Genomic DNA, 17,109 nt, shown 5'->3' with positions numbered 1-17,109 from the left:
ATGCGTCCTCACGGCGCAATCTCTCCGGCGGCGACCAGCGACACTCAGTTAGCATTTCCCCACTATGTTCCGCTGTATGCGGCTCCGGAGGAAGGACGACCGCGGTGGCAGGCATCGACCTCAACCGTCAGGCGCTCGAGCGAATGCGCCGGACCGTGATCGAGGCTGCTGGGCAGCTGGGCTCGATCGGCGACCAGTTCGCTGACAAGGCGCCCGATTCGTCGATCTTCGGTGCGGTTGCGAGCGCGGACATCCTGGCCAAGGCAGTGAACGGAGTCGAGCAGCGCGCGAATGACGAGTATGGGAAGGCAGAGAGCAACCTGAAGGCTGTCGAGCGCGCGATCGGCAAGGTCCAGACGAACATCGACCAGGCAGACCTCGACAGCACACCGGGTGAGAGCAAAAAGTGAGCCTGCGTGACCAGATCGCCGCACTCCCCGGCGGCGGCCAGCTGACCGCCATCATGGACAAGGTCAACGGCGACCCAGAGAAGATCAGGGCGATCGCCGCCCGCTGGCGTCTGCTGGGCAACGCCTCCTTCGAGGAGCCTGCCAACCGCGGTGAGGTGGCCAAGCCCGGCCCACTCGGCGACATCGCCGGCGCCGCGCGGCTCGTGGACGACGCGTGGAACGGTGACTCGGCCCGGGCGTTCATCGACCACATGAAAAGTTACGGCAACGCGGGCCTGGCGCTGCAGGAGGCGCTCGACGACTGTGCCAAGTCCCTGGAGAACGCCGCGGACTCGCTCGATCGTGCCAAGCGAGGCGTGAACGGCATCTGCGAGACCCTGCTCGCCCAGGTCGCTACCTTCAGGAGCAAATACCGGAATCAACCGGCCTCCGATGTCGAGCCCGGTGTGCAGAGCATAGTCAACAAGCATGTGGAGCCCGTCCAGACCCACGCGTCGCACGCGGAGACGGCCGTCTCCGCCGCCGCCAGATCGATCGACCAACGGCTGGGTGAGAACCGACTGCCGTTCACGTTCGAAGACATCAAGCCTCCAGAGGAGGAGGGCTTCGTCGGCACGAGGAGCGGCTGGACACCAGTGACTCCCGACGAGCTGTCCGACCCGGCCAGGACCACGCTCAGCGGCGACGCGGGCGGGGGCACGGGGACGGGCGGCGGCGCCGCCTACAGCGGCGTCTCCGGCGGAGGCGGCACGCCCGCGCCCAAGGAGAAGGTGGTCAACTGGATCCAGGACGCGATCAAGGAGATGAAGGACCCCCGCTACGCCGCCGAACTGCGCCGCCGCGGGATCGACCTCAGCGACCTGGACCCGAACGACCCCAAGGACATCGAACGCATCTGGACGATCATCTTCCATGAGTCCGGTGGTAACCCGGATGCGATCAACAACTGGGACATCAACGCGCAGAACGGCGTACCGTCGCAGGGCCTGATGCAGACCATCCCACCCACGTTCAACGCCCATAAGCTGCCCGGCCACGACGAGATCCGCAACCCGGTGGACAACATCATCGCCGGCGTCCTGTACACCTACGGTCGCTACGGCGACCTGGCCCACCACCCGGGCATCTGGTCTCTGGAGAACGAGCCCAACGGTGGCTACAAACCGTACTAGAGGGCCTGTACGGAGTTCGGATCTTCAGGTGGGTTGTGAGGCTTCGGAGCCATAGTATGGCGCCCCGTCGCCCGCCCGGCTCCGGCCACCGGCTCGACGGCCGTCGGACGATGACCTACACCGTGGCCGCCATCGAGCGCTACAGCTCGGTGTCCGCGGTGCCGGGGGGTCGAAGGTATGAAGACCCCAGCCGGCTACCGCGGATACTGAGTCGATTACTGGGTGGGTTTCAGCCTTCCTAGCCGCAGTTGGCCCAGTCGACGCTGGTGCTGCCCGAGCCGGCGCTGCCGGAGTACTTCACGCACTTGCCCTTGGCAGGCAGCTTGACGGGCCCCGCGTAGTACTCGAAGTTGCCCGAGTCGGTTCGGCTCCCGCCTTCCTTCACCTCGAGCGTGGCGCTGACGGGGGTGGCCTTGCCCACGTTCGGGCCCGACTTGAGGGTGACCACGCAGTTCTGCCCCGTGCTGTTGTTCCAGAGCTGGTACGTGGTGCCGCCGTTGAACGAGCTCGACCGCTGGACGACGAACCCGCTACCGCACACCTGGGTCGCGGTGTAGGGGTTCGGCTTCGACGGCGGAGGGGTCGTCTTCGTCGGAGTCGGCTTCGGCGTCGTCTTGGTGGGAGTCGGCTTCGGCGTGGTCTTGGTGGGGGTCGGCTTCGGCGTCGTCTTCGTCGGCGTCGGCTTCGCGGTCGTCTTGGTGGGGGTGGGCCTCTGGGTCGGCCTCTGGGTCGGCCGCTGCGTCGTCCGCGTCGGCGTGGGCTCTGGCTCCCTCGTGGGCTCCTTGGTGGGCTCCTGGGTCGGGCTCTGGGTCGGCGTCGGGCTGGGCGGCACGGTCTTGGTCACCGTGGCCGTCGGCCTGGGCTTCCTGGTCTTGGTCGGCTTGCCGGTCGCCGTCGGCTGCTGGGTCTGGGTCTGAGTCGGCTGGACTGTCGCCGTGACCGTGGGGATGGGGACCGGCTGGGTCGGGATCAGCGTCGGCGTCGGCGCGGTCGAGAGGACCGGCAACTGAGGGCCGGCCGTGGGATCGTCGGTCGGTAGCGTCATGGGGCCCACCCCGTTGTCGTCGTAAGGGGTTGGGGTAGTAGCCCACGGCGCCGTAACCTCCGCCTGCGGCTGGGTGGGCGCCACGCTCGTGGACCCCTGGGCCGCGAAGGCGTCGCCCTGTTGATTCGCCTGATTCGTCGGCTCTCCGCTGGCCGCGGCAGCTGGGGCGAAAGTGACCTTGTTCGAGTATGCACTCGCGCCCCACAGGCCGAGCCCGGACAGCAGCACGACCGCGGTCACGCCCGCCACGAGGCCGACCGGGAACGGCTTGCGCGGCTGGCCGCCACCCTGCCCGCCGGGGACGACCGTCGGTGTCCAGCCCTGGGGCTGGCTCTGCGAGCCCGGCGGGGGTCCCCAGACCTGGGGCGGCACGGCCCCATTATCCATCGGGCCCTGCGCTATCGGGCCCTGCGCCATCGGGCCTTGCGCCATCGGGCCCGGCGCCATCGGGCCCGGCGCCATCGGGCCCGGCGCCATCGGGCCCGGCGCCATCGGGCTGGAATCCACCGGGCCGGGCTGAATGGGCGCCTGGTCTGCGGGACCGGCCTGCATCGGCCCTTGCTGCATGGGCGCCATGGGGCCATAGGACGGCATCACGGGCGTCTGCGCGCCCTCGATCGGCAGCTGGATGGGCAGGGCCCCGGGCGGGACGGGAAGCGGCTGCCCCCCGATCAGCGTGGGCGGCGGCACCGGCACGCCCTCGATCGCCGAGGTGGGCATCGGCGCCTTGCTGTCGCCGAGCAACCGCAGCAGGGCCGTGTACGTCGTCGGCCGCCCGGACACGTCCTTGGCCAGCGCGGCCAACACCACCTGTCGCAACGGCTCGGGCAGCTCCCCCACCTCGGGCTCGCCCTTCAGCACGGACTCGGCGTCTTGGCCGAACGGGGCGGACCCGGTCGCCGCGAACACGACGGTCGCGGCCCACGCGAACACATCCGCGTACGGCCCGTACCTCAGCCCGTTGATCTGCTCGGGGGCGCGGTAGCCGATCTCGCCCACGGGGTCGCCGATCTCGATGTCGGTGACGCGGAGCCCCTCGTCGGTGAGGATCACGTTCGACGGGGTGAGGCTGCGGTGCGCGAACCCGGCGAGGTGCACCGCGGTCAGCGCGGTCAGCATCCCGACCGCCACGCGCTCCAGCGAGTCCCCGCTCAGGGGCCCGTCGGCGGCGACGGTCTCGGCCAACGAGCGGCCCTCGACGTGCTCCCTGACCACGTACGACAGGCCGTCCTCTGTGCCGGCGTCGATGGTGCGGGCCACGTACGAGCTCGACACCTTCGCGACGCTCTTGAGCCTGCCCGCGAAACCGGGGTCGGCCGGGTCGGCCTGCAACGTCTTGATGGCGACGCGTGCCGCTTCCTCGGACTCCCGTCCCAGGTAGACAACGCCCCGAGGGCCTTCGCCGAGCCGGTCCACGATTTCGTGGCCACCGATGCGCTCAGGCAAAGAGGAGTCCTTCTCGGCCATGACCGTCCTTCCGAGCATCCCTGGTGATCGCAGGACATTTAATCAAATAAGCCACATACGTATCACTAGTTTCGGCTACCGCGACCTGACTGTTAACCGGCAATTTGCGCCGGAGCCGCGGGGCGCCGCCGCGCCCGAGCGCGAACCGGGCCGCCAGCCTCGTCTGCGGCCCATCGGCACGAGCACCCCCAGGGCCACGACCCCAACTGCTCGGACGGCAGCATGGTGACCGCGAGAAACGGGTCAACGCGTCGGTGCCCATGCCCGAGGCGCCGTCCGCGGTGATCGCGTCGGTGTGCTCGCCGGCTGCGGTCATGGTGGTGCGGACCGCTTCCGATTGAAGGTCAGCGCACGATGACCCCGGGATGCGCGGCGTCGAACTCGGCGAGCCCTTCAGGAGTGAGCCTCAGGTAGAGGCCCTTGTCGACGTCTAGCACCAGAGGCGGGCCCTCTCCATAGAGCACGACGGAGATGTCCAATTCGAGGTACGTGTTCTCGTGCTGCTCCTCCATGAAGTTACGTTCGACGATGTTGGCGTTCCGCGATGCGGCTTCGTCCGCCGTCTTCGTGCTGCCACCGATGCCGCCGAAGCCCAGGTTCCCTTCGCCGGTGGATCCGGTGGACCCGCCTACTCGGCCGGCCCGGCCCCGGCCGTGCTCCTGGCCGTGCCCGGCTGTGCTCATGGTCTGCGCGTAGACGCGTTGCTTGACCAGCGCGCTGGTGATCTCGCGGGCCCCGTTGACGTCGATCCCCACCCTGCCGACCCCTGGGATCTCGTAGTCATGCGCGAGCAACTGCTCTATATGCGCGCGCATGGTCCTTTCCTTGGTGGCCTCGGTCAGGGACATGCCGGCCGGGCGAGAGAGCTCGAATCCGTTGGGTCGGTTGTCCAGCGAGGGCACCTCCTCCCTGAGCTTCGGCGGTACCGCGGCCAGCGGCGCCCATTGCTCCACCAATGTGGCGGCCGGGAACGCGACCTGGCTGACGTCGCCCTTGGGGACGCCATTCCCGAGCGTGGTGCTCATTGTGCTGGGCCTCGTACTCCCCCATCGCGGATCCGCGGCGACGACCGGCGTACGCGCCGCGACCGGGGTGCCTTGCGGGACCTCCGTGGTGAGGTGCCCCGGCACCAATACGCCGAGTTCGCCGTCCGCGACCGCTCTGGACGTCGAGGTGACCCCGACATGCCTGTCGAAGAGCCGCACGGCCCCGTCATGTCCGGTCACCTCGCCCACCTTGAGCAGGACGTTGCGGGCCGCACTCTGCATGGGTTCCAGGACAGGGTGGACCTGGGCGCGCTCGAGCGTGATCTCGAACGCGACCGGATGCTTGAACTCCTGCGGGGCTTCGCGCGTCTGGTAACGGTTGATGTCTTTCACATTCGTTCCGCGGGCGTCCACGGTGTGGGAGTCGCGGAAGTTCGCGAACGCCGCTTCGGCTCCCCTGAGCTGGCCGTCAGAAGACTCGGAGTAGCGCGCGAGCACCTCCGCGCCGCGGTCCGAGCCCGCCTCGCGCAGGCTCAGATCGCCGCTGAGGCGCTCGCTGCGGAGCATGAGGCCGGTGTCAGAACGCTCGCCGACGTATACGCCTTCGCCGACCTCGGCCGTGACCCGGATACCCACGCGTTCGGTGACCCGGTCGTGTTCATCTGTGATGAACAACCAGGTGGACACTCCGTTTCCGCGGAGTTCCCCCAATTTCGTGGCGAGCGCATCCTGGCCGTAGTTGCCGCGCAGGTGCTCGGCCACCGGGTGGTTCGTGAACTCCTGGTCCGGGAAGAGCAGCCCCTCGTCGCGAAGCTTCTCGACAATCGTCGGGAGTACGGTCTGCGCGTCGAGATGCTGAACGGCGGCGGTGCTCATCGCCGCCTCGGGCGCGGAATAGGCGCGGGTCGTGTCCCCCGCCTGCGTGGCGGGCTCCACGGCCTCCGGGCCTGCCAATCCGTGACGGCGTGCCACCTCGTCAGGAAGGACGAGGTCCATGATCTCCCCCACCCGGACGTATGTGGTCGGGCCCCGTTCGACCGTTTCCCCGTTGGTTCTGGTCGGTGTCACCTCCACGACGAGGTCTCCGCGATACCAGTGCGAGGTACTCCCGTCTGAGTAGGTGACCCGGGCGACGTCGCTGCCGCCCAGGTAGGAGCTTTCCTGGGTCATCCCCTTCGCGGCGGCGTGCACCCCCGCTCGCGCCACGACCTTTCGCTCGTTTCCTGTGGTTTCCTCGTCCCCTCTCGTATGACCTGCCGTCTCACCGCCGTGCTCACCGTCGCGGCCGAAGCTGACGCGCAGACCGGTCCGGGCGTGCCCGCCCAGGGACTGTCTGCTGCGCTCGCTGTCCGTCATCTTCGAGTTACTGTTCGAGTAGATTTCGTGCTCTACCCCGGTCTCCGACTTGACGTGCGTCAACCCGGCCACATCGGCCTTCACATGCACATCGTGCCGCCATCCCCCTTGGTCGGACACCGTGTAGTGCAGGCCGTCAGGGTGAGATGTGATCATGGTTTCCAGCTTGATCACGTCGGTGGCGGTCTCGAACACCGTCGGCACGTCCAGACGCTCCGCCGGCACCGGCAATTCCGCCCAGTCGGCGTGCGCCTTGGCCACCGTCAGAGCCAGGTCAGGCATGGCACCCAGGCGGACGGTGGCGTGCAGCCGGTCGTCGTGAGCCCATACGTCATGGGGCGGCTCGGTCGACGACTCGATGCGACCCAGATGGGCGACGTCCTGCGCGAGCACCGGCGCCTCCGGCAGGTGGGCATTCGGTACGAGGACCTCCGCCTTGCTGCCGTGCACCTCCCACGACGCGTTCGTCACCTCTGTGCCGTATTGCGAGACCCTCATCCTGACGTCGAAGGAGAGATCCCGCGTGACGGTGAAGCCGCCGCTGGTCTCCGTGCGGTCGTACCTCGTGTGACCAGTGGAGAAGCCGGTACTCTCCGCCTTCGTGCCGCTCCCGGTGAGAGACAGGTTCGCAGGGTCGATCTTGAGATTTTCGTTCACCTCGAGGCGCGCGACGGCGCGCACCTCCGCACGACCTCCGGCAGAGGTCTCCCGCTGGCTGGTGTCGATCCGCGACGTGATCCTGCGCTCGTTCGCCGTCAGGTCGGTCGAGCCGACCTCGTGCCGCCGGCCCAGAGCGCCCTCGGCCAGGATCTCGAAGGTGTAGCCGCCGATCGTCTTCTCGTACCTGATCCCGTGCAGGGCATGCGTCAGGTCGGCTTCCAGGGCCCCGACCCCGAAGCGGCTCTCGATGTCCCGGATGATCTGCCGCCTGATCCCCGGTGAGAGGTCGGGCAGTGCCTCATCGACGGCCTGGCGGATCTCCGTGCTGAGGAGCGTCTCCGAGTGGACGCGGATGCCGCTGCCCAGTCCTGTCCCGCGCCCGGCCGCGAGCGTCTCCGGCTCCAGCACGTGAGGGTCGTAGCCCCGGTTCGGGTGCTCGCCCCTTGGCGGATATTCACCGACCGGTTCGCTCCGCACGAACTCCTCACGTACGTTGTCGATTTCCTGGTGGAGATCGGCGAGTTTCTGCCGGATATCGTTGAATTCCCCTTGCGACTGGAGATCGTGACCGAAGATGTCCTGCTCCATCCGGGGCGCGTCGCGGGCCGGTACGATCAGCTCGGCCTTCACCTCGACCTCGAAGGTGCCCAGCTTCTCGGTCTCGACCTGCAGCCGCATGTGGGCGTCGTACATGGTGACGTCAGAGCGCCTGGTCAGGACGGTGTGGTTGCCGTGTGCTCTGTTGGAGGTCGTCACATGGTCCGACCCGAAGCCGAACCCGCCGACGGCCCGTCCGATGACCTCCGCCCGGTCGCCAAGGCCCAGACCGATCTTGCCGCCCGCATGAACGTTGACGCTGGCGCCCTGCCGATGTGTCGTCCCATCGCTCTCGCGCCGCCCGATGTCGTCCCGGAGCATCGTCTCGATCGGTGGCCGCCCGCTTCCGTCAACGGGCTCGATCCGCGTGATCTGGCCGGTGATCTCGATGGAGTCCTCCACTGATCGCAGCGCGGAGCTCTTGTACCGGACCGCCTCGGAGGTGGTCCCGCTCGACAGCAACGACTGGCTGCGGTTCTTCATCCCCTGTTCGTTGAGCACGGTGGACGTGAGGTGCTCAATGATCTTGACCACCTCACCCGCGGGCACGCCCGCCGACAACGCCCGGCGCTGCACCTCCAGCACCAGAGGGGTGACGTCCATCCCGGTGATGGCGACCCCGTGATCACGGAACTTGTGCTCGGCTCCGGCCGGGACCTCGTGGCGAGGCAGCGCCGGTGGATGGTCGGCGGCCAGCAGCGGCCCTTCACGAGTGAACTGCTTGGGGAAGGGGACGGTCACGGACAGCTCGGGGACTGCCGCGGTTCTTGTGACCCTCTCACCGTCGCGGTAGACGTCCAGGGAGATGTCCGAGACGAAAAAGTCGTGCACCGGGGAGACGGGTTTGTGGCCGCTGATGACCTCGATGCCGTTCGTGTTGGTTGTGCGCAATGTGCTGGTGATGCCCGAACGAGGCAGGGCGCTCGCCTCGGCCTCGTCCGACGAGTGGTTCAGCGCGCGAACCAGCCCTGCGGTCCGCTCCAGCGAGGAGGCCTGCGAGGACTTGCCTTCCACACCGTCCCCGCCGAACGCGACCGGCTTCTCGGGCGCCAGGCTCGGGTGCTCCACGTGCGCGAACTCGCTCGGCCTCAGCTTGAGGTAGATCACCTTGTCCTCGACACTGAGCGCCACCCCCCTTTGGAGGTGGTTGGTCCATGTGTCGCGGTTGCCGTCGGAAAGCGCCTCCCCGAGCCACTCGCGGATCGCGCGTCGTTCCCGCGGGGTGACATCCGTGATGCCGTCGGTCAGGGCCCGCGCCGACGCCGTCGCGTTTTCTGGAACCTTGACGTCGTGTACGGCCGTTTCGCCCATGGCGTCGATCTCGACGGTGCGAGGTGGATGAATCTCGGGAGGTGGAACGATCTCGGGCTTGTCCTTCCAGGCCGCCGGGCCGTCCGGCCGGGACGGCGGAGCGGCGCTCGCCACTGTGTCCGGGTTCTTGCTGTTGACCGACTGTGAAGCGGTATCCGGCCGTGAAGTCGGCTCGGCACCCTTTCCTTCGGTAGTCCCCTCGGGGCGAGCCGTCCGACTCGGGTCCGCCGACATCTCCTGAACACCTTGGTCAGCCGACTGCGAGCCGGCCTCAGGTTTCGCCGCCAGAAGGACTTGAACATTGTTCATGGCGGCCTTCGCTGACTGAAGGAGCGCCTCACGGTCCTTCCAGGTCGGCGGACCATCGGGCCGGGACGCTGCCCCGTACGCTGACTGCGCGGGCAGCGCGGCGTTCCACCCCGCCCGCGAACCAGCTGACCCGGACGCCGCATCACCCGCTTGCCGCGTGAGCGCCTCAGCGCTCTTCCACACCGGCGGGCCGTCGGGCCGGGACGACGCGGTGACTTCGGCCTGCTGGGACGGCACGTCGGGGCTCTTCCAGACAGACGGTCCGTCAGCCCCGGCCAGCGAGTTGATGGTGGTCAGCTGGTTGTGGTTCACCGCCGCCGACAGGGTCGTTTCACCGCTGGTCCCGGGTGCGCGCGTGGGGCCAGAGTCCGGGCCGGACGGAGGATGTCCGGATGGCGGAGGATCTCCGGACGGAGAAGTCGGATGGGGCGGGCCGTCGGCACCATGGGGCAGGGTCGTGACCAGGTGCTGCCCGTCCGCGCCGAGCGCGCTGGACGTGATGCCCTTGGCCAGCATGTCCCAGCTGAAGTTCCCTTGGGCCAACAGGCTTCCCGCAGTCGTGATGCCGCCGGTCAGGGCATATTGCGCGGCCTGCCCGTACAACGACGAGGTGGCCGCGGCCAGCAGCTTCTCGGCCGTGGACATCTCTGCCCTGGTCAGGCCGGCCTGCAGGGCGGGCGTGGCCAGCCGGCTCAGCACGCCGGAGAGCAGTCCCATGAGCCCGCCCATGGCGCCGCCGGTCAGCGCCGAGATCAAGACCTGCTGGACGTCGATGTCGTCTCTGCGGCCCTTCACCATCTGCAGGATCTGGATGCCCAGGTCCATGCCGGCCACGATCCCGGCGAACAGCGCTATGTTGAGCAGGCACCGCTTGGTGATCTGTCTGACCGTCATCCGTGCGAGCTGCACACGTGGTGGGATGAGCGCCAGACTCGCCCCGCCGCTGATCAGGGCTGCGCCCAGCAGATACGCCAGTTGTGCGATCAGCAGCCAGACGGTGGCCTCGATCATGTACTTGGCGTACTGGATCTGCACTCCCACGCCGTTGAGCGCGACAGCGGTGTCCACGAGCCGCTTGACCAACGCGGCGACCTGACCACCGGCCACCGCCTTGACATGGGCGGCGAAGGCGAGGTGGGCCTCCCCGTCCCAGTCGGAGCCGATTTTGGTTGCGCTCCCTGGCTGGTCGGCCGCCGTGCCCTCGACGAGCCGGTGCGCGGCGATCACGCAGGCGTCGGCCAACCGGAAGCAGCCGGCCTCGTCCCCTTCCGGCCAGTCCATGCCGACCACCCAGCCGATGTACGGCTTGGCGAAGTCGGGCACAAGGAACCCGTCGAAGCCCATGGACGATCAGCTGCGCTCGGTAAGGGGCCGCTCAACCGCCTTGTAGTTGCGGGCGTTGACGTTCAGGCCCGAGGCGAGGCGCTCGAGCTCGTCGATGTGCGTCTTCAGGTCGTCGAAGATGCGGCGTTCGATTTCGGGCATTTTCTTGGCCAGTTCGGCGCCGTACTCGTCGTTGCCGAGCGTCTTCCTGTCCCGGTCGAAGGCGGCGCGGAGTTCGTCACGCGTCTCCTTCGCGTTGCGCTCGAGCTCGTCGTAGACCCTGGCCTGGAGGTGCAGCGCCTTCCACGCCACGGAGTAGCCGGTCACGGGGCCGGCTCCACGGGGCCGGGGAAGAACGCGTCGAGCGTGGCGTGCTCCCCGAAGATCTCCTCGTGCGGCACGCCCTCCGGCATGAGGGGCGTCAAGAGCTGCTTGCTCTGCTCAGAGACCACGGCGGTGCCCTCGTTGACCTGCTGCATGATCGCGTCAGCCAGCTGCGAGGGAGACAGGGTGCGATAAACTCGGGGATTCAGCTCGATGCCGCGAATCTGACCGTGCCGGCCAACGGTCACGCTCACCATCCCGTCCGCGGAACGTGCTGTGTGCTCCATAGCGGAGAGTTCTCCGTACGCTTCGCGAATGCGGGCCATCTGCTGGTTGATCTCGCCCGCGAGCTCCCTGATCTCCGCCTCGAACGCATCCGCCACAGATGCACCTTTCGTAGATCCAATACCAGACAGATCTTACGTAGCCCTTTTCGCGTAGCTTTAAGCGGGTCTGCAACATTTGCGTTCTGTTAACAAAGCTGTCACTGAGGTGAACTCGTGCACCAGCAGAGCAGACTGAGCCCTCAGCCGGCGAGGCCGCGTATCCAGGACAAGACGTCCAGGACGCCCAGCGCCAGCAGCACCAGCGCCACGATGTCGGTCGCCCGCCCCCAGAAGGACGACAGCTTCCCGGTGGGCGATCTGCTGGGTCTGCTCGCGCCGGTGCTCGGTGGCCTGCTCGACGAGCGAGCTGGGGCGGAGGGAGCCGAGCGGCATCGAAAGCACCTCTCAGGTTGTCTGAGGACCTGTGTTGTGGGTCAGTGTAGCCGCCATGACGTCGCACGGTGTCCGTTTCCGGCTCCTTCTCGGCCGCCGCGCTCCTCGCCCGCCTTGACTACGGCCGTCCTCGACCTTCAACGCCTACAAGCTCAAGTTCGAGCACTCGGCAATTGCGGGGCTGGACTTCTTGGGGTTGCACTTCACCGGTTCCTGCGCTGCCGCCGGAGCGGCCGAGAGGTGCAGGGCGAGTGCGCTCGCCACCAAGGCGCGACCCGGGTTCACCCGATCGCGTGGCCTGCCGGAATCAACGGAAGGAAGCCCCGGCTCCCTTGCCAGGGCCCCTGCCCGTTGCTCACTTCGTGGCGGACTCGATGTTCTGGCGGTAGGTGCCGATGACCCGCGAAGCCTCCTGGAGCTCCTCAGTCATGCGCTGGAAGGCCGTGCGGTAGTTCTGCCACGCCTGCTGGAAACGCTGGGCGCCCGGCCCTGTCCACGCCGTGCCGACCTTGGCGGCCTCGCGGTCGAGCGCGGTCATGGTGGTGCGGACCGCTTCCGACTGCTGCGTGAACTGACTGGCCATCTGCTGCATTTCCGCGGGGTCGCCGCCGAGCATGCTCTGGCTCATGCATACCTCCTGGAACACGTGAAAGCGCCCTCAACTTAAAGGGAGCACACCAGCCGTCGCCCGCGTTATACCGAGCGGCTATGGTCTACCCGAGGATTGTTCGGATTCGTCCCTGGGAGCTGGCGGTCTCATGCGCGAGGTTGTGGTGACCGGCGGAGGCACCGGCATCGGATACGCCGTCGCCGCCGCTTTCGTCTCGCTCGGCGACCACGTCACCATCACCGGCCGCCGCGAACACGTGCTGAAGGAGGCCGCGTCGCGGCTCGGCGCTGCGTACGCGGCCTTCAACGCCGCCAGCCCCGTCGCGGTGGAAGAGGCGCTCGACAGCCTGCCGCGGCACGTGGACGTGCTGGTCAACAACGCCGGCGGCAACACCAACCTCGATCGCCGGCAGTCCGGCCAGCTGATGGACGTGGCCGAGGCCTGGTGGGCCAACCTCAACGCAAACCTGATGTCCGCCGTCCTCGTCACCACCGCGCTGACGCCGCGCGTCAGGGAGGGCGGCCGGGTCATCTCCATCGGCTCGATCGCGGCACGCGGCACGGGCTCCGGCTCGTACGGCGCCGCCAAGGCGGCCCTGGAGTCCTGGACCGCCGACCTGGCCGCCGAACTCGGCCCCAGGGGCATCACGGCGAACGTGGTCTCCCCCGGGCTCGTCCTGGACACCGAGTTCTTCCGCGGGCGGCTGACGGAGGACGGCATCAGGGCCCGCGTGGAGAACACGCGCAACGGCCGCCCTGGCACTCCGTCTGACGTGGCGGATACCGTTCTCTTTCTGGCCTCCGCGGGAGCCAGGCATGTCACCGGGCAGGTGCTCCACGTGAACGGCGGCGCGTACCTGGGCCGCTGAACTCTCTCTCAGGAAGGACTTTGGGTCGGTGCGGAAGGTTCTGATCGCCAATCGCGGCGAGATCGCCGTACGTGTGGCGCGCGCATGCAAGGACGCCGGGATCGGCAGTGTGGCCGTCTACGCCGACCAGGACCTCGAGGCCCTGCACGTCAAGGTCGCCGACGAGGCGTACGCGCTGGGCGGCCAGTCCCCCGCCGAGACCTATCTCCACGTCGGCAAGCTGATCGAGGTGGCACGCCGCGCCGGCGCGGACGCCGTGCACCCCGGGTACGGCTTCCTGGCCGAGAACGCCGGCTTCGCGCAGGCCGTCATCGACGCGGGCCTGATCTGGATCGGCCCGCCGCCGGCCGCCATCGCCGCGCTCGGCGACAAGGTCCAGGCCAGGCACATCGCGCAGAAGGTCGGCGCGCCGCTGGTCGCGGGCACCAAGGACCCGGTCTCCGGGGCCGACGAGGTCGTCGCGTTCGCGGAGGAGCACGGGCTGCCGATCGCGATCAAGGCGGCGTACGGCGGCGGCGGGCGCGGCATCAAGGTGGCGCGCCGGCTGGAGGAGGTCGCCGAGCTGTACGAGTCGGCCGTGCGCGAGGCCGTGGCGGCGTTCGGGCGGGGCGAGTGCTTCGTGGAGCGCTATCTCGACCGGCCCCGCCACGTCGAGACGCAGTGCCTGGCCGACTCCCACGGCAACGTGGTCGTGGTCAGCACGCGCGACTGCTCGCTCCAGCGCCGCCACCAGAAGCTCGTGGAGGAGGCGCCGGCGCCGTTCCTGTCGCAGGAGCAGGTCGAGGTCCTCTACTCCAGCTCGAAGGCCATCCTGAAGGAGGCGGGGTACGTCGGGGCCGGCACGTGCGAGTTCCTCGTCGGCCAGGACGGGACGATCTCGTTCCTCGAGGTGAACACGCGACTGCAGGTCGAGCACCCGGTCACCGAGGAGGTGGCGGGCATCGACCTGGTGCGGGAGATGTTCAGGGTCGCCGACGGGGAGGCGCTCGACTACGGCGACCCGGCGCTGCGCGGCCACTCGATCGAGTTCCGGATCAACGCCGAGGACGCCGGGCGCAACTTCCTGCCCGCTCCCGGGACGCTGACTGTCATGCGCGCGCCTTCCGGGCCCGGAGTGCGGCTCGACGCGGGGTACGAGGCGGGGATGACGGTGCCGCAGACGTTCGACTCGCTGGTGGCGAAGCTGATCGTCACGGGGCGGACGCGGGGCGAGGCGCTGGAGCGGGCGCGGCGGGCGCTGGCGGAGTTCGAGATCTCGGGGATGCCCACCGTGCTGCCGTTCCATCGGGCCGTCGTGTCCGATCCGGCCTTCGTCTCCGCGCCGTTCTCGGTCCACACGCGGTGGATCGAGACGGAGTGGGAGAACACGATCGCGCCGTACGACCAGGAGGCCGCCTCCGGGCCGGCCGCCGCGCGCGAGACGGTGACGGTCGAGGTCGGGGGCAAGCGCCTGGAGGTCGTCCTGCCCGCCGGGCTCGGCACGTCCGCCCCCGGCAGCTCCGCCCCCGGCAAGGCGCCGCGGCGGGGCGGCGGCTCCAGGAAGGCGTCGGCGGCGGGCGGCGACGCGCTGGTCAGCCCGATGCAGGGGACGATCGTCAAGGTCGTGGCCACTGACGGGGACGTGGTGAACGAGGGCGACACGGTCGTAGTGCTCGAGGCCATGAAGATGGAGCAGCCGCTGGCGGCCCACAAGTCGGGCACGATCACGGGTCTTTCTGCGACGATCGGGCAGACCGTCACCTCCGGCGCCACGATCTGCGAGATCAAGGACACCTGACCGGCGATCCATGGCTCCAGGCTCTTGGGCGACGGTGTGCGCTTACCGAAGGTCAGCAGAAAGCCTCGGCCTTCAGTCTTCAGGCCGGGGATGAATGCGGTCTCCGTCAGGGGATGGCCCAGCGGGGCCGGGACAGGTCGGGGTGCGTAGCGCGGGCCCAGGGGGGTCAGGCTGGTCGGCGTTGCTGTTCGATGTACTGCTTGATGATCGATAGTGGGGCTCCGCCGCAGGAGGCGGCGAAGTCGGCACGCCGGGCGCGTACCTGCCGAACGGGCGTGCGGCGAAGGCCGGGCTGAACCGATCGATCTTGGATAAGGGCTGGTACGGGCTGGAGACCGCGTTGCGGTCTAAGGCCCGCTATACCGGGACCGACACCCGGGTCGTTGATCCCGCGTACACGTCACTGACCTGCTCGAAGGCGGCCTGTGGGAGGGTGGATCGCAAGTCTCGCGAGAGCCAAGCGGACTTTCGATGCACTTCCTGTGGGCATCTCGAGCATGCCGACGTGAACGCTGCCAAGAACATCAAAGCCAGAGGACACGCGGCCGGGCTGGTCGTGTCAGGGCGTGGAGACCCGACCGGGTCAGTGAAGCGTCAAGCACCCCGTACCACAGCTCACGGCGCGGGCGACGCGCCGCGAACTGCCGCGTGAGCGGCACGGGAATCCTCGGATTCTTCAGGCCGGGGAGCAAGTCAAGAGCTCGCCTGCGGGTAACGTGCCCAGTGAGGAACTTTGCCGACCGCCCGTTCGTCCTCATGGGCGAAGGAGGCTTGCTGCCAATGACCCATTCGCTGCGCCGAGCAGGGGCCGCGATCGCGGCTCTGATCGCCGGTCTAATCGTCGTTCTTGCGCTGTCCCCTGCCGCCAACGCGGCGGCCCCCCCTGACGCTCAGTCGGTGGTGTCCAACTGGAAGAAGGATCCGCTCTATGTCGTGTCCGGCTCGTCGTTGACGTCGGACCAGCAGAGCGAGATCAGTGACGCGTTGAAGGGGGCCGACAGCAAGATCTACGCTGTGGCGCTCCCCGACGGCACGGTGGACAACACCAGCATTGCGCCGTACATGAGCTCGCTCAACTCCGCTTTGGTCGCCGCGGGCCGCAACCGCGCCACCATCGCCGTGCTCGACGGCCAGACACTGTTCGCGGCCTCCAGCGCCATCCGCCAGTCGGGTGTCGCGGGCCGGCTGGCCGACCTCTCGGTCACCGCGAACTCGGGCAATGTCGTTGACGGGATGAAGGACTTCGTCAACCGCGTGGACTCCGCCGTCAAGGGCAAGTCGGGTCCCGCGCTCGACCCTGACAGCCAGGCCAACCCCGGCGCCGGCGGCACCGCCGCGCTGCTGGCCCTGGGCGCGCTGGTCCTGGTCGGCGGTGGCGGCTACTTCCTCTACTCCAGCAACAAGAAGAAGAAGCGGGCCATCCAGGAGGCCAAGGACCTGGCGGCCGTCAAGCAGACCGTGGACGAGGACGTCACCAAGCTCGGCGAGGAGATCACCGCCCTCGACGCCGACGTGACGCTCGCCGGCCAGGGCGGCAAGCACATCGACGAGTGGCAGCAGGCGCTCGACTCCTACGAGAAGGCCAAGACCCAGCTGGCCACCGTCCAGCGGCCCGACCAGGTCCGCGACGTCACCCAGACGCTCGAGGACGGCCGCTACGCGCTGGCCGTGGTGAAGGCCAAGGTCAACAACGAGCCGGTCCCGGAGCGGCGCGCCCCGTGCTTCTTCAACCCGCAGCACGGCCCGTCCATGCGTGACGTCCGCTGGGCCCCGCCCGGCGGCGCGCTCCGCGACGTGCCGGCCTGCCGGATGGACGCGGAGGCCGTGGAGCGCGGCTTCGACCCGCAGATGCGCGAGGTCATGGTCGACGGCCACCGCCGCCCGTACTACGACGCGGGCCCGGCGTACCAGCCGTACGCGTACGGCTACTACGGCGGCTTCGGCGACATCATGACCGGCATGTTCATCGGCACCATGATGGGCAGCATGCTCAGCGGCGGCTGGGGCTACGGCGGCTACGGCGCCGGTTACGCCGAGGGCTACGCGGACGGCGGCGGCGGCGGCGACTTCGGTGGCGACTTCGGCGGCGGGGACGCCGGCGGAGGCTGGGGCGACTTCGGCGGCGGAGGCGACTTCGGCGGCGGGGACTTCGGCGGCGGCGACTGGTAAACCCCA

At 68.6% G+C, this 17,109-nt stretch carries 11 protein-coding genes; 6 read left to right on the top strand and 5 right to left on the bottom strand.

What is annotated here, in order from left to right:
* Nucleotides 1-104: 104 nt before the first annotated feature.
* A complete protein-coding gene (locus ABN273_RS02480) occupies nucleotides 105-410 on the top strand; it encodes a hypothetical protein (RefSeq protein ID WP_349446933.1) in 306 nt (101 codons plus the stop codon).
* Nucleotides 407-1,582, top strand: coding sequence for a transglycosylase SLT domain-containing protein (locus tag ABN273_RS02475; protein ID WP_349446932.1), 1,176 nt, complete (start codon nucleotides 407-409; stop codon nucleotides 1,580-1,582). Before ABN273_RS02480 ends, ABN273_RS02475 begins: the two co-directional genes overlap by 4 nt.
* Nucleotides 1,583-1,820: 238 nt before the next feature.
* On the opposite strand, the gene ABN273_RS02470 is transcribed toward ABN273_RS02475, so the two are convergent.
* The 5 genes from ABN273_RS02470 to ABN273_RS02450 all read right to left on the bottom strand — a co-directional run bounded on the left by ABN273_RS02470 (nucleotide 1,821) and on the right by ABN273_RS02450 (nucleotide 12,307).
* Nucleotides 1,821-4,073 carry a serine/threonine protein kinase gene (locus tag ABN273_RS02470; protein WP_349446931.1) on the bottom strand — a complete coding sequence of 751 codons (2,253 nt, stop codon included), beginning with the start codon at nucleotides 4,071-4,073 and terminating at the stop codon, nucleotides 1,821-1,823.
* Between the two features lie 365 nt (nucleotides 4,074-4,438).
* The gene (locus ABN273_RS02465; RefSeq protein WP_349446930.1) at nucleotides 4,439-10,657 is read right to left on the bottom strand and encodes a WXG100-like domain-containing protein; all 6,219 of its coding nucleotides are present in this window, start codon (nucleotides 10,655-10,657) and stop codon (nucleotides 4,439-4,441) included.
* A 6-nt stretch (nucleotides 10,658-10,663) separates the two neighbouring features.
* Nucleotides 10,664-10,963: a hypothetical protein gene (locus tag ABN273_RS02460; RefSeq protein WP_349446929.1), complete on the bottom strand. Its 300-nt coding sequence runs from the start codon at nucleotides 10,961-10,963 to the stop codon at nucleotides 10,664-10,666.
* Nucleotides 10,960-11,343, bottom strand: a complete 384-nt coding sequence (locus ABN273_RS02455) for a YbaB/EbfC family nucleoid-associated protein (protein ID WP_349446928.1) — start codon at nucleotides 11,341-11,343, stop codon at nucleotides 10,960-10,962. The genes ABN273_RS02460 and ABN273_RS02455 overlap by 4 nt, the downstream gene beginning before the upstream one ends.
* 691 nt (nucleotides 11,344-12,034) lie before the next feature.
* On the bottom strand, nucleotides 12,035-12,307 hold the full coding sequence (locus tag ABN273_RS02450; protein ID WP_026214895.1) for a WXG100 family type VII secretion target: 273 nt from the start codon (nucleotides 12,305-12,307) through the stop codon (nucleotides 12,035-12,037).
* Between the two features lie 130 nt (nucleotides 12,308-12,437).
* Between ABN273_RS02450 and ABN273_RS02445 the strand changes: the two genes are divergently transcribed.
* From ABN273_RS02445 to ABN273_RS02430, 4 genes are all read left to right on the top strand, one after another.
* Nucleotides 12,438-13,157: an SDR family NAD(P)-dependent oxidoreductase gene (locus ABN273_RS02445; protein WP_349446927.1), complete on the top strand. Its 720-nt coding sequence runs from the start codon at nucleotides 12,438-12,440 to the stop codon at nucleotides 13,155-13,157.
* A gap of 28 nt (nucleotides 13,158-13,185) precedes the next feature.
* On the top strand, nucleotides 13,186-14,934 hold the full coding sequence (locus ABN273_RS02440; protein WP_349446926.1) for an acetyl/propionyl/methylcrotonyl-CoA carboxylase subunit alpha: 1,749 nt from the start codon (nucleotides 13,186-13,188) through the stop codon (nucleotides 14,932-14,934).
* A 307-nt stretch (nucleotides 14,935-15,241) separates the two neighbouring features.
* Nucleotides 15,242-15,586, top strand: coding sequence for a zinc ribbon domain-containing protein (locus ABN273_RS02435; RefSeq protein WP_349446925.1), 345 nt, complete (start codon nucleotides 15,242-15,244; stop codon nucleotides 15,584-15,586).
* Nucleotides 15,587-15,714: 128 nt separating this feature from the next.
* Nucleotides 15,715-17,103: a hypothetical protein gene (locus ABN273_RS02430; RefSeq protein WP_349446924.1), complete on the top strand. Its 1,389-nt coding sequence runs from the start codon at nucleotides 15,715-15,717 to the stop codon at nucleotides 17,101-17,103.
* Nucleotides 17,104-17,109: the final 6 nt, after the last annotated feature.

The organism is Nonomuraea sp. B19D2, assembly GCF_040137845.1.
GTDB lineage: Bacteria > Actinomycetota > Actinomycetes > Streptosporangiales > Streptosporangiaceae > Nonomuraea.
Note: the sequence above shows the minus strand (reverse complement) of the source record. Positions and strands in the feature narration are given on the sequence as shown.